Annotated in this window: 13 protein-coding genes; 7 read left to right on the top strand and 6 right to left on the bottom strand. The window is 47.5% G+C overall.

Annotation, left to right across the window (positions count from 1 at the left end):
• The first annotated feature begins 603 nt into the window (after positions 1-603).
• Both QZT80_RS08625 and QZT80_RS08620 read left to right on the top strand, forming a co-directional pair.
• A complete protein-coding gene (locus QZT80_RS08625) occupies positions 604-1,134 on the top strand; it encodes a YdeI/OmpD-associated family protein (RefSeq protein ID WP_295120545.1) in 531 nt (176 codons plus the stop codon).
• Between the two features lie 118 nt (positions 1,135-1,252).
• On the top strand, positions 1,253-2,335 hold the full coding sequence (locus QZT80_RS08620; RefSeq protein WP_295120542.1) for a hypothetical protein: 1,083 nt from the start codon (positions 1,253-1,255) through the stop codon (positions 2,333-2,335).
• Between the two features lie 53 nt (positions 2,336-2,388).
• Here the strand turns inward: QZT80_RS08620 and QZT80_RS08615 are convergent, their stop codons facing one another.
• Positions 2,389-3,438 (bottom strand): hypothetical protein, encoded by a 1,050-nt coding sequence (locus tag QZT80_RS08615; protein WP_295120540.1) that lies wholly within the window; start codon positions 3,436-3,438, stop codon positions 2,389-2,391.
• Positions 3,439-3,554: 116 nt separating this feature from the next.
• Here QZT80_RS08615 and QZT80_RS08610 point away from each other — a divergent pair, with 116 nt between their 5' ends.
• From QZT80_RS08610 to QZT80_RS08595, 4 genes are all read left to right on the top strand, one after another.
• The gene (locus tag QZT80_RS08610) at positions 3,555-4,391 is read left to right on the top strand and encodes a hypothetical protein (protein WP_295120537.1); all 837 of its coding nucleotides are present in this window, start codon (positions 3,555-3,557) and stop codon (positions 4,389-4,391) included.
• A gap of 151 nt (positions 4,392-4,542) precedes the next feature.
• Complete coding sequence (locus QZT80_RS08605; protein WP_295120534.1) at positions 4,543-6,876, top strand: TonB-dependent receptor; 2,334 nt, start codon at positions 4,543-4,545, stop codon at positions 6,874-6,876.
• Positions 6,877-6,878: 2 nt separating this feature from the next.
• Positions 6,879-7,913 (top strand): sensor histidine kinase, encoded by a 1,035-nt coding sequence (locus tag QZT80_RS08600; RefSeq protein WP_295120531.1) that lies wholly within the window; start codon positions 6,879-6,881, stop codon positions 7,911-7,913.
• Entirely contained in the window at positions 7,910-8,668 is a 759-nt protein-coding gene (locus tag QZT80_RS08595) for a LytTR family DNA-binding domain-containing protein (RefSeq protein ID WP_295120528.1), read from the top strand. The genes QZT80_RS08600 and QZT80_RS08595 overlap by 4 nt, the downstream gene beginning before the upstream one ends.
• A gap of 126 nt (positions 8,669-8,794) precedes the next feature.
• On the opposite strand, the gene QZT80_RS08590 is transcribed toward QZT80_RS08595, so the two are convergent.
• The 3 genes from QZT80_RS08590 to QZT80_RS08580 form a co-directional block, all read right to left on the bottom strand.
• Entirely contained in the window at positions 8,795-11,455 is a 2,661-nt protein-coding gene (locus tag QZT80_RS08590) for an alpha-L-rhamnosidase (RefSeq protein ID WP_295120525.1), read from the bottom strand.
• Between the two features lie 210 nt (positions 11,456-11,665).
• Positions 11,666-12,952, bottom strand: a complete 1,287-nt coding sequence (locus tag QZT80_RS08585; RefSeq protein WP_295120523.1) for a M56 family metallopeptidase — start codon at positions 12,950-12,952, stop codon at positions 11,666-11,668.
• Positions 12,949-13,317 carry a BlaI/MecI/CopY family transcriptional regulator gene (locus tag QZT80_RS08580; protein WP_295120520.1) on the bottom strand — a complete coding sequence of 123 codons (369 nt, stop codon included), beginning with the start codon at positions 13,315-13,317 and terminating at the stop codon, positions 12,949-12,951. The genes QZT80_RS08585 and QZT80_RS08580 overlap by 4 nt, the downstream gene beginning before the upstream one ends.
• 295 nt (positions 13,318-13,612) lie before the next feature.
• On the opposite strand from QZT80_RS08580, the gene QZT80_RS08575 reads away from it, so the two are divergent.
• The gene (locus QZT80_RS08575; protein ID WP_295120518.1) at positions 13,613-14,557 is read left to right on the top strand and encodes an AraC family transcriptional regulator; all 945 of its coding nucleotides are present in this window, start codon (positions 13,613-13,615) and stop codon (positions 14,555-14,557) included.
• Positions 14,558-14,732: 175 nt separating this feature from the next.
• Here QZT80_RS08575 and QZT80_RS08570 read toward each other — a convergent pair whose 3' ends face one another.
• Together QZT80_RS08570 and QZT80_RS08565 are read right to left on the bottom strand one after the other, a co-directional pair.
• Positions 14,733-16,259 carry a RagB/SusD family nutrient uptake outer membrane protein gene (locus QZT80_RS08570; protein WP_295120515.1) on the bottom strand — a complete coding sequence of 509 codons (1,527 nt, stop codon included), beginning with the start codon at positions 16,257-16,259 and terminating at the stop codon, positions 14,733-14,735.
• Between the two features lie 19 nt (positions 16,260-16,278).
• The gene (locus tag QZT80_RS08565; RefSeq protein WP_295120512.1) at positions 16,279-19,518 is read right to left on the bottom strand and encodes a SusC/RagA family TonB-linked outer membrane protein; all 3,240 of its coding nucleotides are present in this window, start codon (positions 19,516-19,518) and stop codon (positions 16,279-16,281) included.
• Positions 19,519-19,783: the final 265 nt, after the last annotated feature.

Genomic DNA, 19,783 nt, shown 5'->3' with positions numbered 1-19,783 from the left:
AAATGCTATCTGTTATGTCCCTGTTGATGAAAACCTCACTTCTGAACGTCCATTCTTCATGGATGTATCGTGCATCCTGTAGGGGTCCTTTAGAGATGTCCCATATATGAGTCATATCTAAGCCATATATGTCCCATATATGAGCCATATCTTAAAAGGAATGGAATATCTATGGCTTAAACCTGGGTTAACTACGGGTAACCTATAAAGGATGTATAAAGGATGCTGCAAGTATGCACGAAGTATGGTGAGAGCATGGTGAAGCGGAGGATGAGCGGACGGTGAAGCATGTTTTAGACATGCGGGTGTGATTGCGACACTGCTATTGAGCAAGGGGTGGATAGAAGTTTATATGTCCAATGTTGTTACGGCCGGTGAAAGGAGTGACTTTTAGGTTTGTAGGCGGTACGACATTTCATTGCAACGAAAGCTCCCTACTTACGCCTATTATTCTATTGTATGCCCGCGTTAGCGGGCATCACCCAGGGAGTTGCCGCTGAAGGGAGTGACACAACGGCGGCCGAATAATAGTACTTCCGCCTGTCCCCCCTTTTTATAACTATGCGAACAATTTCCATAAAATACCTAAGTTTAACCCGCCATATGATCAAGTACAACACCATCATCAAAAAGGACGAACGCGGCGGCGATAAAACCGGCTGGACGTTTATTATTATCCCGGCTCAGGTGGCCAGCCAGATAAGCGGGGGCAGTAAAAAGTCGTTTCGGGTAAAGGGGTTGATGGACGACTTTGCGATTGAGGCAGTGGCGTTACTGCCCATTGGGGAGGGGGATTTTATGTTGCCCATCAACGCGGCAATGCGGAAAGGTACGGGTAAAAGGAAGGGGGATAAAATTACGGTGCAGCTCGAAGCGGACACGAACCCTGAGCCGATCAAATCGCCGGAATTTATGATGTGTTTAGAGGATGAACCAGAAGCCCTTGCATTTTTTAACAGCCTGACCCGATCGCACCGGGAATACTTTTTGAAGTGGATAGAAAGCGCGAAAACGGAACAAACCAAGGCAAAAAGGATTGCCCAGTCGCTGACAGGCCTTACCCGGAAATTCGATTACGGCACCATGATCCGGTATTTCAGGGATAATAAGGACGACCTGCCCGGCATCCAATAATCCGGGGCTTTTTACCGTTTTATTCAGGAACTTGCCGCAATGGCAATCGCCAAATATTGCCTAATTTAGTGCAGTGTGCGCACGAAGAACGCAATTCAGATTTTTAAACTAGCTCGCAATGAAAAGGATTTTAGCATCAATACTACTTATACTCCCGTTATTGGCCGGTGCACAATCGAAGTTAACCCAGCAGCAAATCGACGATTTCTCGGACAAGTCGGCGGTACGTTACCTGCAACCCAACGACTCGCTGTTTGGCTTTATTGCCGAACAAATGAGCCGCAGCGGTGCAGGCGGACTGGAGATAGATAAAACCATGACGGAACTGAAAAAGGACCCGACCGCGCTGGACGCCACGCTGAAGTACCTTTTCCAATACAGCAACGGTAACCGGCAAACGCTGATCGCTAATTTAAGGGCGATGGATATCCAGTCGAGCTATGTGTTTCCCATTGCCACTTATACCGTAAATAAGTTTAAGGACCAGGCCAAACTACTGGCGGAAGACAAGCCCGGCGTGACCTTTACCCTGCCCAGGCGTGTAAGCGCCCCCGTAGCAACACCGTCAGAAACCAGTACAGCCGTTGCCAGCACCGCTACAACCAGCGGAGAAACAACCTCCGCCACAGCGACTCCCGGCTCAACACCTGCGGCGGCTACTGCACCGGCAGCTACTGGCGAAGATGGCATTAACTGGGAAGTGCGCGATATATTTAAAATAGCAAACCCTCAGCAACTGGCGCAGGCCTACGGTACTGCTAACATAGCGGTACGGATGGCGCAGGACCTTTCAGGCAACGATATTGGCAAGGCGTATTATGTGTTTCCTGATACAGACAATGAACTGGAGTTGATATTCCTGGGCGATACCGCTAAAATTGTATCCTTTAGCCGCGAGAACGCGAAATGGAAATCACCCTTCGGTATTAAAGTGGGCGACCCGATAGAGAAACTGGTGAAAATGAACGGCCGCAACTTCCGCTTCAACGCGTTCGAATGGACGGATGGCGGAACGATCAGCAGCTGGCAGGGCGGGCAGCTCGACAACAAAGGCGTGTACCTGTTATTAAAGGCAGTGCGCTCCGGCGACAACAAACTGTACGACCAGGTAACGGGCGATAAGATACTTTCCAGCGATAATAGTGCGGTGAAGAAAATTGGGGTGGTGGTAGAAAAAGTGATGTTCCGTACAGGCAGCTGATTTTAACGACATTGGTAATAGCGTGAAGCGGCGGTGTATACACCGTCGCTTTTTTATTTAAGCCTTAAACTGGGTGGTTTACGGATGGTAAAAGCGCGGGCAGGGTTTTCGACCATCATGCGTTTGATTTCGGCTTCTGTAAAGCCATTTTGGCGGAGTAAGGGCAGGAAACCGGTAAACAGGTAATTATAGTCGCGGAATTTGCCGCCGCCAGGTTCGCCCACATGGTACCAGCCGGCATCCTGGGAAATGAGGACATTATCCATCAGGCTATGTTGCTTCATGTGTTTTAACATAGCCAGGTAATCGTTGGCAGCGGTTTTAGAGATGCCATCGAACGATATCCATGCACCGGCATGGGCCAGGCGTTCGTGGAAAGAAAGGTCCTTTTCGTTCTGTGCATGGATCCAGATAAAGGCATCGAGCGGTACACCTGTTTCTTTGAGAACACCGGCTTCTTCGAGTGCCGCGGTGCCGTTACCGGTATGTATGCCAACCGGAAGCCCCGTTTGTAAATGGGTTAGTCCGGCCGCCTCTACCAGTTTACGTTGCATATCGCTCAGCGGCCCGTTATCTACCCCACTTTTAATGAACCCCGGTTTTATAGTGGTGCCATCAATACCGTTCCTCCATTCATCAATCCAACGGATGGCCAGCTGCTCTGCCGTTTCGGCCTGTGCGTAACCTGGCAGGTATTTATGATTACCGGCACCATACAACCCGGTATTAGTAAGGATGCAGATGCCGGAACTGCGGGACAGCCTTTGCAGCAGGCGCACATTTCGCCCGAGAAAAGCGGGCGTACACTCCACCAGGGTTTCGCAGCCCAGGCGGCGTAACGACTGTAAATGGGGCAACACCGTATTAAACACTTCGTCTTCTTTATACCGGTCGCTATTGATTTCGGCGGCACCGATAAAATCCACCATCACATGCTCATGTACGAGGGTAACGCCGAGCTGCGAGGGGCGCAGGGGGCCATTTACGGCGATCACCGAATCGGTTGTTTGCCGCACGGAGCCTGCCGCCTGCAGCCATATACTGGCGCTTGCCATGCCCAGGCTGTAACCCAGGAAAGTTCTGCGTGAAAGTGTGCGGGACATGGTATCAGTTTTTCTTCTTACTGCAATTTATGTACCTGCTTCTAAAAACACAAGCAACCCCGCCCCCCGTTACCTGCGTATACCATTGCGGATTCTCAACATCAAACCATCTAAACATGCGAAAATTGCTATTAAAAATGCTCGCCTTAGCGGCGCCGGGACTGTTATGCATATCCTGCTCGAAGAATGAAGCAACACCTGCCGAAAAACTGAACATCACGGTAAAAACGACTGCTAACCTGGGAAAAGTGCTGGCCGATTCGAAGGGAATGACATTGTACTATTTTACGAAAGACACATCAGACAATTCAACCTGCACCGGCGGCTGTGCGGCTGTGTGGCCCGCGTTTTACGCAGAAACGTTAAAGGCCGACACTTCGCTGGCCACTGCCGATTTCGCCACCATTACACGGCCCGATGGTACTAAACAAACCACCTATAAGGGCTGGCCACTGTACTACTACGAACCTGATGCCACCAGCGCCGATGTAAAAGGCGAAAACGTAAACCAGTTATGGTATGTGGCCAAACCCGATTACACCATTACGCTGATGAACAACCAGCTGACCGGCCACAATGGCAAACAGTACACCAGCACCTACGTGGAAGGCCAGGAAGTAGTGCAATACTTCAACGATGCTTATGGTCGCACGTTGTATGGTTTTAAAAACGATAAGTTCAAAAAGAACAATTTTACCAAAGACGATTTCTCCAATGACCCGGTATGGCCTATTTACCAGGCAAGTTTAAAAAGCCTGCCCTCCACGCTTAACGCCGCCGATTTTGCGGTGATAGATGTATTTGGCAAACAACAGCTTACCTACAAAGGCTGGCCGCTGTATTACTTTGGTCAGGACGCGCAGGTGAAAGGCAAAAACAAAGGCATTAGTTTCCCGCAGCCGGGGATTTGGCCCATAGTTAACTCTCAAACGGCGGTTGCCCCGCCACAATAGAAGGCGATAAATAGAGGCCGCCTCCTTCGCCGGGGCGGCGGCCTTTATTCCTTTCACAGTACATTCTGTCATTTCATGCAGGTTTTTCTACGACTCACGCCATAACACCTGCCCCGCCCCCCATTTAGGGCCACCTTTGCGAAAAAAAGAGATGAAACCATTGATTTGGGTGCTTGGCCTTTTATTGCCATTGCACAGCTTCCCCCAGCAAGTACTTTCCACCCAAACTGTAAAGGGTGTTGTAACCGACCGTAACACACACAGTCCCCTCCCGGGCGTTACTGTTCAACTGAACAATACCGGCGCCACCACCAACGAAAAAGGCGAGTTCCGCATCAATGCGGTTGCTCTTGGCCGGCATACCGTGCAGGTCTCCCTCATGGGGTACGAAGCCGTAACACTTCATAACATAGAGGTAAACGCAGGTAAGGAAACTGTATTAGAAATTTCACTGGCAGAACGTATTGTAAACCTGAAAGACTTTACGGTAACGGGGCAGAACAAAAAAGATGCGATCAATCCCCTATCACAGGTTAGTACTCGGCAACTGAGTATGGAAGAGGGGATGCGGTATGCAGGCAGTCGTAACGATCCTTCGCGTATGGCGCAAAACTTTGCGGGTGTAGTAGGTGGTAACGATGCCAGCAACGACATCGTGATCCGTGGCAACTCTCCTGCCGGCGTATTGTACCGCATCGAGGGTGTTGATGTGCCTAACCCCAACCACTTTAACACACTGGGCGCTTCCGGCGGGCCGGTAACGATCCTTAACACCAACACGCTGCGCAGTTCCGACTTCATGACAGGCGCATTTCCTTCGCCGTATGGCAATGCACTGGCCGGGGCGTTTGATTTAAGGTTGCGGAATGGCAACAAGGATAAGTATGAATTTTTGGCCGAAGTAGGTTTTAATGGATTCGAAGCAGCCGTAGAAGGCCCCTTAGGCAAACCCGGTAAAGCCTCGTTCCTGCTCGACTACCGCTATTCCACCGTGGCACTGGCACATGCGCTGGGTGCGAATGTAGGCACCGGTGTTGCCGTTCCTTACTACCAGGATATCAATGCAAAAATTCACATCTCTACAAATAAAGCGGGCACCTTTAATATTTTCGCAGTAGGTGGTACCAGCAAAATACATTTCGGGCCAGATGAGGATACGACGGGGCTTTATGGTAGCGACAATGCAGATCGCGACAGGAAGTACCGTTCAGGTACAGGCGTGCTTGGCATTACACACAGTTACAACTTTAACGCTAACACCTTTGGTCGTGCTTTTGCTGCCGTATCGCTGGCGACCAATGTGGCCAATGAATACATTGTAGCAGAAGATAAACCGGCAGAACAGGCGGTAGAAATAAGCACGCGCCAGTTGAAAACCAGTGTGGGCTATCAGCTCGAACATCGCTTTTCGCCCCGGAACCAGTTGAGTGCCGGTGTGGCGGGCGACTTTATGAACCTCTCGCTGGACCAGTCGTATATTAAGGACGGGGATTCTGCCATGTCGAAAGATCTTGACTCGGATGAATCTACCAGCCTGATAAGAGGCTGGGTAAACTGGCAACATCGTTTTTCGAACCAGCTTACGGCCAACACAGGTGTTTATTCTCAATATTTTATGTTGAACAGTGCCTACGCCGTTGAACCTCGTTTTAACATCAAATACACCAGTACGGCGGGCCATGCGCTAAGCATGGGCGTGGGTCTGCACAGCCAGTTGCAGCCGCTGGAAGTATATTTCAGGCAAACAGAAGGCCAGCTTACCAATAAAGAACTGGACTTTAGCCGCAGCCTGCATGCTGTATTGGGTTACGACGTAAACCTCGGCCAGAAGTTCCGTGCCAAAGTAGAAACTTACTACCAGCATATATTTGATGTGCCTGTTGAACAACAATCCAGCCCCTTTAGCATGTTGAATACCGGTGCCCAGTTTGGCTTCCCCGACAAAGCGGAACTCGTGAACAAAGGACTGGGTAAGAACTACGGGATCGAATTAACACTGGAGAAGTTCCTGGAGAAAGGATTTTACCTGTTGTTTACACAAAGCGTGTTTAATTCCAAATACCGCCCGAGCGACAGGGTATGGCGCAACACCGCCTTCAACTCCCGGTATGCTACTAACTTCTTAACGGGCAAAGAATGGAAAGTGAAACCAGGGTTTAATGTGGGTATAGATACAAAACTGTCGCTGGCTGGTGGACAGTGGTACACACCGTTTAATGTGGAGGAAACAGTGGAAAAAGGTTACGCTGTGTACGACGAAACAAAACCTTTTACATTGCGTTATAACCCTTATTTTCGGTGGGACGTGAAATTGTCTTTTACCTGGGAAATAGGTCGTACTACCCAGAAATTCTTTATAGATTTCCAGAATGTGACGGCTAAAAAGAACATCTACGTTAAACGGATCAATACCACCACCGGTACGGTTTCGGACATTAACCAGATAGGTTTTTTCCCTAACGTTAACTACCAGTTTACTTTCTAACTATGCGTAAAAAAAGCGTCCGCGAGGCTTTGGGGTTTAATGATACCTGGTTCCTGATATTGGGTATTCCCCTGCTGGGTTTTATTACCCCCATTATCTACGTGGGCGCCCGATTTCACCGTCCGCCGTACTATGTGTGGCAGTCGTTCGTGTTCACCACCCTTATTACTGCGGTATTCTGGCTGGGTAACCGGATGATATTGATATGGCTCCGGAGAAGATATCCAGCTTTTGAGGATTCGCGCAAACGCATATTTATTACAGGCTTCGCCATGCTGATATACACCCTGATGGTAGCCAACCTTAATGGCGTTACGCCGCCCTTTTGGGCAAAGGATGAAATATGGTATGGGCCGGGTTGTAATGTGATGGGCATCGTTAATACTATCGCCGTAGCGAGCGTGTACGAAATTGTATATTACATGCGGCAGTTAAAAATATCTGTAACCAGGCAGGAAGAATTGAAAAACGAAAGCCTGATGGCGCAGATAAAAGCGTTGAAAAGCCAGGTAGATCCGCACTTCCTTTTCAACAACCTCAACACCCTCAGCGCCATCGTACAGGACGACCCGCAACTGGCCGAACCATTTATACAACAGCTTGCGAAGCTGTACCGCTACATTCTGGAAATGCCGGAATCAACGCTGATCACCGTAAAAGAGGAACTGGACTTATTAGAAGCCTATGCTTATCTATTACGTACACGTTTTGGCGACAGCCTTAGTGTTACGATCGACATACCACCCTCCCATCACGCTAAAAAAATAATACCTTTTGCCCTGCAACTACTGGTAGAAAATGCGATAAAACACAACATTGCATCCACCGCAAAACCGCTGCTGGTAAACATCGAAGCACTGGACGGACGGATTACCGTTACTAACAACCTGCAGAAAAAACAACAACCGGTTATCTCTACAGGCAAAGGTTTAGAGAATATCAACAGCCGCATACGATTGCTGGCCAACCAGGAAATGACCTGTATTACTACCATGGACAAGTATATCGTTACCTTACCCTTATTCCCTGAAGCATGATCCGCACGGTTATTATAGAAGATGAGGCACCGGCCGCCAAAAAACTCCGCAACCTGCTGGAGAAAATGAACAGCGATATAACAGTACTGGCCACACTGGATAGCATCGAGGAAAGCGTAAAGTGGTTCTCCGTGTTCCCGCAACCCGACCTGATATTTATGGACGTGCAACTGGCCGATGGCTTAAGCCTGGAAATCTTTAACCAGGCTACGATCACCGCCCCGGTTATATTCACTACCGCGTACGACCAGTATATGTTACAGGCGTTCAAGAGCAATGGTATAGAGTACCTGCTGAAACCGTTGAATGCGGAGGAACTGGAACAGGCCGTGCAGAAGTTCAGGCAGTTTTTCGGGCAAAACATCCAGCTGGAAAATAAGATAGAACAACTGCTGCAACAACTGCAGCCCCCCACCTACAAAGACCGCTTTTTAGTGAAGACCGGCCAGCATATGTATCACATCAACACCAGTGAAATTGCCTGCATGTACGCAGTAGGTAAACTGGCGTATACACTCGACTTCACCGGTAAAAAACATTTGATGGAAGACAGTCTTTCCACACTGGAAACACAACTGCCTCCTGATAACTTTTACAAGGTAAGCAGGCATTTGGTAGTGAACATTAAAAGTGTTCGCTGTATACACACCTGGTTTAGCGGGCGGTTGAAGCTGGAGTTACATCCCACACCGGAGGTAGAGTTAGAGGTGAGCAGGGACAGGGTTCCGGGGTTTAAGGAGTGGTTGGGGAAGTGATGATAGGTTGTATTGGCGGTGTATACACCGCGTTTACATTAAAGCAGCATCAATGCAGTACAGCAATAAAAAAAGAGGGGCGGTATATACACCGTCCCTCTTTCATTTTATTTCGGTATACACCGTCTATTTAATATCAAATGTATAAGCACCCGCATCAACTCTGTACTCATTCGCCACAGCAACCTCCTTCCCATTCCTGAACAACTTCTTGCCAGCAGGCACATCTAACCGTATCAGTGCCGTGGAGTTAGCAGGAATTACTGCATTATAGGTAACACCGCCCGCTGTTCTCTTCCACGAAGAAACGATCGTTCCATAAGGTCCGTCATGTTTCGCCTCGAAGCGATCGAGTCCTGTTACAAAATGGGGTTCGAGTAATACTTCGCTGAAACCAGGCCCGGCTTCGTTGGGCATAATACCGCCCAGGCCCTTGTACATCCATGCTCCAATTTCACCGAACATAATATGGTTACGCGACAAATCGGAAGCAGCATGCGGGTCCCAGTTTTCATAAAGGGTGGTAGCGCCGGTCTTAATCCAGTACCCCCAGGAAGGGAAGTCCTCCTGTGCAGCTACTTTATACGCAACATCCGCATACCCGTTTTCGCTCAGGGCATTCAGGATACTTTTGGTTCCCAGCAAACCTACATCGAGATGGAACTTATCCTGCTCTACACGTTTAGCCAGGTTAGCGGCCACGCGGGCCTTAAACGCCTCGGGCACCAGGCCCCAGTAAAGCGCGGAGCTGAGTTCTGTCTGTACACCGGCATTATAAATAGCCGTCGACTCGTTCAGGTATTTCTTATTGAATGCGGTTTTTATTTTCTCTGCAAGTTCACTGTATTTCTTGTAATCATCTTCCTTACCCAATAGCTTAGCCGCTTTAGACAATATCACCGCATCTTTATAATAAAAGCAGGAAGAAGTAAACTCCACCGGCGTTTTAGATTTTACCGGCACCCAGTCGCCCAGGCCCCAGGTAGTTAAGCCCGAAGGACTGATGTCCGTGATATGGTCTACGTACTTTTTAATGTTGTCGTAACAATCGGCCAGCAGTTTGCTATCACCATAAAACAGGTAGATGTTCCATGGAATAATAGCGATGGTGCTGGTCCAGTCGGGCCCGTTACCCCAATCGTAGCCCCAGCCGCCGGTGGGAATAATAGATGGCAATACACCGTTAGGCTTCTGCTCATCGCGGTGATCGGCCAGCCATTTTTCGTACACCGTAATACCATCGAAGTTGTACAAACCCGTTTCGCTCGCAATGTGCGCATCGCCCGTCCAACCGTTTTTCTCACGTTGCGGACAATCGGTAGGGTAACCGAACAGGTTGGAGAGATATGCGTTGTTGGTAGCCCACCAAAGTTTATTGATCATATTGCTGGAAGAGGTTACGTTACCAGCTACCGGCACGGCGCTGTGCATAAAATAACCGGTAAGGCTTTCTTTGCTCAGCTTTAGTGGCTGGCTGCTCGTTACTTCCACGTACTGAAAACCTTTGTAGTTAAACCGTGGCATAAACTCCTCCACGCCTTTACCATTCAGGATAAAGATATCCGTCTGGAAAGGATCGGATTTATCTTTCGGGCGGTAGTGTACGATAATATTTGCGAGGTCGGCACGGCCCTCCTTATTGAGATCTTCGGAGTGTTTTAAACGGATAACAGTACCTGCCGGTCCGCTCACTTTAATTTTACTTACACCTGAGATGTTACGGCCAAGGTCGAACAGGTAAGTAGTATCGTTAAACTTACGGATCGATTTCGCCGGGATAGTTTCTACATTCTCTACCGGGTGCATAGCCTGGGCAACAATATTGCCCGATGGCGCTTTGCGGGCAATTACCGGTTTCCAGGCGGCATCGCTGAACGTGGCGGTATTCCATCCTGGCAATTCTAAGCGCGCATCGTAATGCTCCGCCGTATAAATACTATTAAAAATAACCGGGCTTAACGCTGTTTTCCAGTCGCGGCCAGATTTTATTATCTCTGAAGTACCGTCGGCATAAGTTACCTGTAAATCAAGGCAAAACGCCGGACGGGCACGCCAGGGCGCTTTATGAAAATCCCATACCGCTGTTGACTGGTGATTGTACCAGCCGTTGCCAAGTAATACGCCTATAGCGTTGTTGCCCTGCTGCAACTGCGACGTAACATCGTAGGTTACATACAGGTTGCGCCTGTCGAAACGCGTGTACATTGGATCGAGGCGGTGATTGCCTGTTTTTTTACCGTTGATGTACAGCTCATACAAACCAGCCACCGCGATGTAAGCACGGGCGGAGCTTATCTTTTTACCAGCCGTAAATACCTTGCGGAAGTACGCGGCAGGCTTAAGGTCTACATCTTCTGTATCGCTTATCCATTCGCCCTTCCAGTTACCCGTGCCCATCATCCCTGTTTCAAAACTGGCAAGGGGAGAAGTAGCTGTTTTTCCATCTTTATCCCAAACCTGCACCTTCCACCAGTATTTGGTGAAAGGCGTAAGGTTGCTGCCATTATAGGTAGCAAGAATATGACTGTTATTGACTTTACCGCTTTCCCAGAGCAGTTTGCTGCCCATCGCGTCTGTATAAACGAACAGCTGGTAGGCCGTTTGCCGGGCACCGGCGCGTTTATCGTCCAGCTTCCAGGTAAAACGCGGGTGTTGTGCGTCCAGCCCGATAGGGTTTACCAGGTACTCACATTTTAAGCCCACAGGCCCCGCGGCCTGTAGCTGTGTTACTGAAAATGCGGCTATAAGCCCCACGAGCAACGTTTTCCGGTAATGTAACATCTTCATCTGCATATTTAAAACATCAATATAAAACATCTTCTCACTTATCCCGCTCAAAATTCCATAATTGGAAGATGATTGCCGGGCAGTGACCCTAAGTACCTTAAAGAGCCCTTATCCCCTTAATACTTACCACATTATTACATGGATGGCGGCCTAAAATAGAGAAAGCCCGGAACGATGGCGTCCCGGGCTTCCTGTATCTGAAATGATATATTAGTTGATAACGGCGGTTTTGTCGCTGCGTACGGACAATTCGCTGTTCGATTTGTTGTAGGTAACCTGCAGGTAATAATGGTTATCTACCATTTCCTTTATTCTGTAGGTGGCGCTTGAAGAGGACCCGTTTTTATCGTTAGTCAGTGCTATTTTAAGACTTTCCAGCTGGTCGCCCACCTGTTTTGTGCCATAGGAAACGGAGCAACCGTTTTTGAAAAATGCTTTCACCACATCGTCCCAGCCATTTTGCAGGAGCAGATCGAAACCTTCCGCCTTAGCATCTTTGCCAAGCAGTGTGCGCAGGTCCAGTTGCAGGGTGATAACATTTGCATCTTCCTGAAATTTAGCGCCTTCAGGCAATGTCCATTCGACCGCATTACGGGAAATAGTAGTTATTGGCCGGCTATCAGCAATGCCAATGGAGAAGCTGGAAATAGAGAGCGCCAGGCAGGGCAGCGCAAACAGGTACAAGGCCTTTTTCATGTTATTAGATTTAGTTGTGAACAAAAATTGGATCCGCGTTTTTATCGGATGTTTGCTGTAAAGATTATACAGCGGGGCATTATGGGATGTCCCCGCGCTGAAGCGGAGCAGCATTTCCGCGTAATCTGTGGCGGGCACAGCACCTGCCACCAGGGCGTCGGCCTCATATTCGTGTACCTCCTTCAAAGCCTTACCGAGTCGGTATATAAATGGATTAAACCAGAAAACGATCTTCGCCACTTCTACCATCATTGTATCCACACTATGCCACAACCGGCGATGCGCCGCTTCATGTAACAGTATCATCTCCTCCTCTTCCTGTTGAATGCCCGCCTGTATAAAAATGTAGTGAAAGAAAGATGCATTTAACCGTGCAGTACGCACGATGTTCACCCCTCCCAGTACCTCGTGCCGACTGTTGCGGATGGTGCGAGCAATATTAGCCAGTCCTGCTGCGAAGATGATAAAGGCAATGGTAACACCTGCCAGGTAAATGACCAGCGCCCAGTTATCCCACTGAACACTCACGTCAGGAACCGCCGACCGGACGGGCGAAACGGGTATTTCGCTATGAGCCGCTACGCCTTCCATCGGCACAACAGCAGCGGCAACCTGCGGAGTATAAATAGTAAACACCGGCTTCTGCACCAGTGGCACTAACAACGAAATCACCAGGGAGGCTAAAAGGTAAATGCGGTTCCAGCGATAAAAGCTAAGATCACGCAGCCAGGCATTATACACCAGCCAGAAAAACAACAGGCTGCCGGAACTATATAACAAATAGGTAATGAAAAGCGTCATGGCTGTTTCTTTTTAGCGTCAATCAATTGCTGCAACTCCCGAATCTCCTCATTATCCAGGTCGCGCTCTTTCATTAATAAGGATAAAAGATTGGAAGTCCTATCGTTAAAATAGTTTTTTAACATCTTCTGTAAACTGCCCTTACCATATTCCTCGCGGCTCACCTGGGGTATATACTCATGCGTTTTGCCATACGCCTTATGGCCTACATACCCCTTCGTTTCCAGGTTACGAACGATCGAGGATACGGTAGTATAGGGCGGCTTCGGATCATCCATCTTCTCCAGTATATCCTTCACAAAAGCCCTTTCCAGTTGCCAGAGAATTTGCATGATCTGTTCTTCTGTATGATTCAGAGGTTCCATGTTCATCTATTGTGCAACAAACGTATAACTAATAATCCAGTTAAACAACTATTATTTAGTTATACAACTAAAATTAAGTTAACCGATGCGAAAAAGAGTATAGAATAATTGTAACGGGCAACACTCCTGATCCGCCCTTACTAAGAATAAAGGCTTGTTAATCCGACATTTAGCGCTACGTAAAAATGACTACCAGCGCTAACAATCGTATCTTTTTATAGCACAATTGTACTCCTGATTTTGTAACTTTCTGTACGTATCATATATTCATCAGGACCACAAACTATGCCCGAGTATGCCGCGTAAAAGCTACCTGCAGAACGTTGATTTAACACCGCCCCACCAGTTGCAGACCCTGGTGGAAAACAGGCGGGTATTTAATCTGAAGAATTGTGAACTGAACATTTTTGAATGTTACCAGCCAGCGTGGCACCTCCCCCTGGCCTTTTCCGATTTCGTTATCACCAGTATGATGCGGGGTAAAAAAGTAATGCACCTGTACGATGATCCCGCGTTCGACTACCTGCCCGGCGAAACGGTGATTATTCCGGCACATGAAACTATGCACATCGACTTCCCGGAGTCTACGACCGACACCCCTACCCAGTGTATGGCACTGGCGGTGGATGAAGGTTACATGCAGGACACCCTCTCGTATCTCAACAACTACTATAATAACAGTCCCGACGAAAACACGCCCTGGGATTTACAGTTTTCGCAGTACCATTTTTCCAACAACACGGAAATCACCGATCTTATTAATAAGATCATCCGTGTATGCAGCAGTTCCGACAAAACAAAGAACATATTCGCCGACCTGTCTATAAAGGAACTACTCATCAGGCTGATTCAAAACCAGCGGATGTACAAAGTGAGTGCAGAACGTACCATCAGCACAAACGAAACGCGCTCTCATTTTGTACTCAGCTACATACACGAGCATCTGTCAGAAAAAATAGCAGTGGATGTGTTATGCCGCAAGGCGTACCTTAGCCGAAACATGTTCTTTAAGTGGTTTAAGGAACAATTTGGTATCAGTCCGCTCGAATACATCAACAACGAACGGGTAAAACAAGCCAAACAGCTGCTTACTGCCGGCGGACAGGATATTCGTACCATCAGTGAAATGTGTGGTTTTAACGATGTAAACTATTTTACGCGGGTGTTTAAGAAAGTAGAAGGCATAACGCCCGGCGGCTACCGGGAATATGTAGGGAGATATCAACCTGACTCGATATAAGAAAGGCCTGCATCGCTGCAGGCCTTTCTATTAAATATAATAGTGAGCCAGGCGGCGGATATCGATTAAGCCCCCGTTGCGTCGCACACTTCAACAGTATTTACAACATGGGGCAAAAAAAAATCCCCCGGGCCAAAAGACCCAGGAGATTACTATATTAAATCAAATTAGTATACTATTCTAAAGCTCCGTTGTAATCAGATTCTTTCAACGGAATTTTCCAGGTCCATTTGTTGTTGGCTTCCGGAGTAATGGTAAGTGCCAGTACAGACAGGAAGTTACCACCACCAGCATAATCATGCCTTACAACAGGATCGCCCCAGCGTTTCAGATCGAACCAGTCAAAACCTTCGCCCCACAGTTCAATGGCGCGGTAAGTTTTGATCTCATCGAGCAGCGCCGTACCAGTTGCCACGCAGTTGTAGCTGGCATCGCGACCTGAAGTGGCCGTGAGTGCGTTCAATACCGCCTGAACTTCAGCTGCTGGTTTAGTCTGGAAATACTTGGCTTCTGCTTCGATCAGGTACATCTCCGCAGAACGGAAGTGGTTAAGGTTACCCACACCAGGCAGATCGTTTGCTTTCACTTTAAACTGCATATAAGCGAATGCAGAAGAAGTGCTGTAAATATCAGGATACAAAGCAAATGCCCTTGTTTTTAACGCCGCGCCTGCCGCACCGGTAGCAGTAGTATACGTGTAGCCGGTAGGGTCAAGGAACATACCTTTACGGATATCCGTTGCAGGAATTTTGTTATACAGTTCCCGGCTGATACATTTAGGCGTAGTTCTTACAGCCGACGCACTTGAGTTGTAAGCGATGTAAGACTGGTAAGAGTAGAAGTACAGTGTTTCATCAGAGGCACCGTAGCTACCCCAGATCCATTCCTGGTTAGGTGTGGAAAAACCAGCTTTATACTCGGTGTTAGTCATTAGTGCGTAACCTGTCCTTGCTTTTACAGCATAAGACTCTGCGGTAGGATAATCCTGCCTGTTGAGTGCTGCACGGGCGTAGATGGCGTACGCTACGTTTGCGTCCACTTCGTAGTTTTTAGTCCTTGCGTTGCCAGAAGTTGTGTACAACTCGATCGCCTTGTCAAGGTCGTCATAAATCAGCTCATAAGTTTCAAGCATGGTAGATTGAGGCAAATCACCGGTAGAAAGATCGACCCTTAACACCAGGCCTTTGGTAGCACCACTGTTGGTATCAGACCACCTGTTGCCGTACAGTTGCGCCAGCATCATGTAGCTGTAGGCCCTGTAAGTGTAAGCCTGCGCTTTAATGAATTGTTTATCCTTTTCCGGACCAGTAGCACCGTCAATGTTAGCGATGATAGCGTTTGCGTTACCGATGATCTTATAATAATAATACCATGGGTAGTACAGGTAAATGCTGGATACGTTTTCGTTATAAGTAGAGTTAATGATCGCAGCCCAACCAGAAAGGTTTACGAAAAAGTGGTTACCGGGGTAGTTGCCGTAGTACATCTTAATCGTACCCTCACCGTTAAAGCCTTGTGAGCTCAGGTATTGCTGGGTCATCATTTTTGCCAGTCCGTTAACCGCACCTTTTGCATTTTCAGTATTAGCAAATACAGTGGCAGTACTGGTAGAGTTTGTTGGTGTAGTGTCCAGGTAATCCTTCTTGCACGAAGCGGCCAGCAGGGAAACAGACAGTAAACCTATACTTAGTATCCTATTCATCTTCTCTTTAGTTTTTTTGTTATAAACCAATGTTTACACCTACAGACATTACGCGTGGCGTTACGAAAGCGTTTACGCTTCTACCGTTCCAGGACTGCTGTGGGTTCATACCCTGCAGTTTGGTGAAGGTGGCCAGGTTTTCAATGCCTGCGTTGATACGTACAGAGCTCAGATCGATCCTTTTGAGCAGTGATGAGGGTACGCTATAGCTTAGTGCAATGTTTTTTACCACGAAGTAAGAACCGTTCTGCAGGAAGCGGGTAGACATACCGTTATTCAGTATGCTCTTAGAGAAATCTACCACAGGAATACCATCAGGATCGATGCGGTTGGCCGAAGTTTCAGTCATACCTTCAGGAATACCGTCCCATGCTTTCAGCAGATCTTTATGCAGGTTGCTAACAGAACCAGACATGCTCATCAGGCTCAGGTAAGAGTCATCGTAAGTTTTACCGCCGATAGAGTAAGTAAAGATACCGGAGAGGGTAAAGCTTTTGTAAGATAAACCGGTAGAAAAGCTACCATACACATCAGGAATAGCACTACCGCTCCAGTCGCGTTTAGCGTACGTATTATTAGTGGTATAGTTTTTATCGCCGATCGTTACCAGGTATGGAAACCAGGCGCCACCGGTGTTTTTAGGATCAAATGCAACATCATCGGCCAGGTACAGTGATTTACCTGTCATCTGATCAACACCAGCGAACTGGTATGTCCAGAAGTCATAGATACCGTGACCTTTCAGCAGTTTGTAGTTACCAGTGATAATACCGTTTTCGGCATTTTCTTTAGGCAGTTTTACCACTTCATTTTTCATCCAGGTTGCGTTAGCACCAACGTTCCATCTCCAGTTTTTGGTTTTAACGATATCCACATCAAAAGTAACCTCGATACCTTTGTTAGAGATAGAACCGATATTAGCCGTTTGTACCGATTCAGCTGTACCAGAAGAAGTACCGCCTGCAGAAAGTGGCAGGTTTACGTCGAACAACAGGTTCTGAGAACGTTTATCGAAGTATTCTACAACGATGTTAGCCCTGTCGTAAATACGGGTTTCGAGGGCAGCTGTAATAGAAGAGGAAGTTTCCCACTGGAGGTTCTTCGCTTCATTCTGTATTTTATAGAGCGCTGCAGAGTTACCGTTCTGCTCCAGGGTGTACAAAGCCATCCAGGCATACGTATCAGCACCGGCATCGTTACCAACTTCACCGTAAGAAGCACGCAGTTTAGCGTAATCTACTACGTTAGTAAGCGGCAGGAAGAAGTTTTCTTTTGACAGTAACCAGCTACCACCTAAAGACCAGAAGTTACCCCAACGAGAATCTTCAAAGAATTTAGACGTTCCATCTCTCCTGTAAGAACCATCGAGGTAGTACTTTTCATTGAAATTGTAACGGGCGCGGGCAAGATAGCCTTCCGTTCTGTAATCTACCCTGTAACCATCAAGGTTAGTAATCTGGGTGAAGTTCGAGAAATCGGGCTGACCTGCAAAAGTCTGGTTAGTTTTATAACCATACAGGTAGTTATAGCTATCATAATAATTCTCGTGCGCTACTAATACATCTACATTATGCTGGCCAAACGATTTGCCCCAGTTCAGCAATTGCTGTGCAGTGTAATTTTTATAACGGTAGTTCTCTGAAGATGCGCGGCCGTTGTTACCGGAACCATCGCCAATAATCGCGTTGCTGTATGTATTGTTATCGTTGTTACGAACGTTCATGTCGCCTTTAAGGGTTAAAGTGAAATCCTTCAGGAATTTAACATCAATGAAAACCTGACCCTGCAGGGTGTTCCTGATCGTTCTGTCCTGGTTCAGTTCATTTTCCCAGATAGTGTGGCGGCCGATCAACTGGTTACGCGAGCTGGTACCGTCATCAAACTGTTTGTTTCCATCCGCATCTAGTGCAAAGCCGCCAGTGGCTTCGTCATGCAGGTATATAGGATAGATAGGCGCTATATTTCTTGCGAAATAAAACGGGTTTACGATAGATCCTGAACTACCGGTAGTACCAGGAGCACCGTTTGATTTCTGGTGAGAACCGGCGATGTTGAAACCGTATTTCATCCATTCCTTCGCTTGTATATCGGCATTAATCCTACCTGTTACACGCTGGAAGTCGGTAGTTTTTACATAACCCTTCTCATCGAGGTAACCCAGCGAGTAGTACAGGTTGCTCTTTTTGCTACGGGCACTACCGCTAAGGGTATAATCCTGGCGGTAACCAGTTCTTTCCATACCATCAAACCAGTCGAGGTCACCCCTGTAACCGTCGCGGATCTTAGCATTGGCCACCAGTTTACCATTCGCATCGAACAGCGCGCCGTCCGGCTGATCGTAAATATTCAGGTATAAGTAGTCAGAAATAAGGCTGGCAGTAGCTTTAGCACCTGCAGCAGCATCTGTAGGATACACTGTTGGGTTGGTAGACCGCAGGTTGTTCCTGTAACCTTTCCACATGGTTTCCATGTACTGGTTGGGGTTAAGAGTTTCGTACTCCTTAATACCACGGCCATAAACACCCTGGTTAATTACCAGGTTCATAGAACCATCTGCACCTTTGGCCCTTTTGGTGGTCATAATAACAACACCGTTAGAAGCCCTTGCACCGTACAATGCAGAAGAAGCCGCATCTTTCAGCACAGAAATAGATTCGATATCGTTAGGGTTGATGTCGGCAACGTTGCCTGCAAAAGGAACACCATCAATTACGTACAGCGGCGCGTTATTGGCATCGCCGCTAACAGTCGTAAAACCACGGATACGTATAGAAGGCGATGAACCAGGCTGACCGGTCGTGTTGTTTACCTGTACACCAGCAGCAGCACCTTCCAGTACGCTCATGGCGTTAGTAACAGGACGCTTCTCAATATCTTTGGCAGTAATGGCCGATACAGAACCGGTAAGTGACTCTTTCTTAGCCTTACCAAATGCTACAACCACCACCTCGTTAAGGTCGCCTGATTCAGCGGTAAGTATGATGTTAATAACATTGGAAGCGCCTACTGTAATCGTTTTCTCGGCGAAACCAATAGAACGTATCAGCAATTCCTTTCCTTGTGGAACCGTAAGGGAAAAGTTACCATTACCATCAGTTTGGGTGCCGGAATTAGTTCCTTTAATAATTACAGAGGTGCCTGGGATAGCACTTCCATCATTGGCGTCGGTAACTCTACCAGTTACCTTCTTGTCCTGCGCGAATGCCACTGTAACCTGTAGCACCGTCATTAAGAAAAAACCAAGCAATTTTTGCCTCATGTAGATTTTGATTTAGATTTAATATAGATAGTAGGAAACCCTATAAACAAAGTATAGAAGCTGGTATAGATGAAGACTCGCTTATAGAAGTGCCTTTACAGTGACGGTCACTGTAACATTACGCATAAATAAAACTTGTAAAAAGGGACGGTTTGCTGTACATGTACAGACAACGTTTACTTACTGTTAAATAAGCTTGCTTGCTCTCATAAACTTTTTTCCCTCAATCTCTTAATTGCTGTAATACGATTTAAATTCTGGTTTA

This window comes from uncultured Chitinophaga sp. (assembly GCF_902168175.1).
Lineage (GTDB): Bacteria > Bacteroidota > Bacteroidia > Chitinophagales > Chitinophagaceae > Chitinophaga.
This window is presented reverse-complemented; position numbering and strand designations above follow the sequence as displayed.

Coding starts and splice junctions, on each gene's coding strand:
- QZT80_RS08625 (WP_295120545.1), top strand. CDS start 604: ATGATCAAGTACAACACCATCATCAAAAAGGACGAACGCGGCGGCGAT.
- QZT80_RS08620 (WP_295120542.1), top strand. CDS start 1,253: ATGAAAAGGATTTTAGCATCAATACTACTTATACTCCCGTTATTGGCC.
- QZT80_RS08615 (WP_295120540.1), bottom strand. CDS start 3,438: ATGTCCCGCACACTTTCACGCAGAACTTTCCTGGGTTACAGCCTGGGC.
- QZT80_RS08610 (WP_295120537.1), top strand. CDS start 3,555: ATGCGAAAATTGCTATTAAAAATGCTCGCCTTAGCGGCGCCGGGACTG.
- QZT80_RS08605 (WP_295120534.1), top strand. CDS start 4,543: ATGAAACCATTGATTTGGGTGCTTGGCCTTTTATTGCCATTGCACAGC.
- QZT80_RS08600 (WP_295120531.1), top strand. CDS start 6,879: ATGCGTAAAAAAAGCGTCCGCGAGGCTTTGGGGTTTAATGATACCTGG.
- QZT80_RS08595 (WP_295120528.1), top strand. CDS start 7,910: ATGATCCGCACGGTTATTATAGAAGATGAGGCACCGGCCGCCAAAAAA.
- QZT80_RS08590 (WP_295120525.1), bottom strand. CDS start 11,455: ATGAAGATGTTACATTACCGGAAAACGTTGCTCGTGGGGCTTATAGCC.
- QZT80_RS08585 (WP_295120523.1), bottom strand. CDS start 12,952: ATGACGCTTTTCATTACCTATTTGTTATATAGTTCCGGCAGCCTGTTG.
- QZT80_RS08580 (WP_295120520.1), bottom strand. CDS start 13,317: ATGGAACCTCTGAATCATACAGAAGAACAGATCATGCAAATTCTCTGG.
- QZT80_RS08575 (WP_295120518.1), top strand. CDS start 13,613: ATGCCGCGTAAAAGCTACCTGCAGAACGTTGATTTAACACCGCCCCAC.
- QZT80_RS08570 (WP_295120515.1), bottom strand. CDS start 16,259: ATGAATAGGATACTAAGTATAGGTTTACTGTCTGTTTCCCTGCTGGCC.
- QZT80_RS08565 (WP_295120512.1), bottom strand. CDS start 19,518: ATGAGGCAAAAATTGCTTGGTTTTTTCTTAATGACGGTGCTACAGGTT.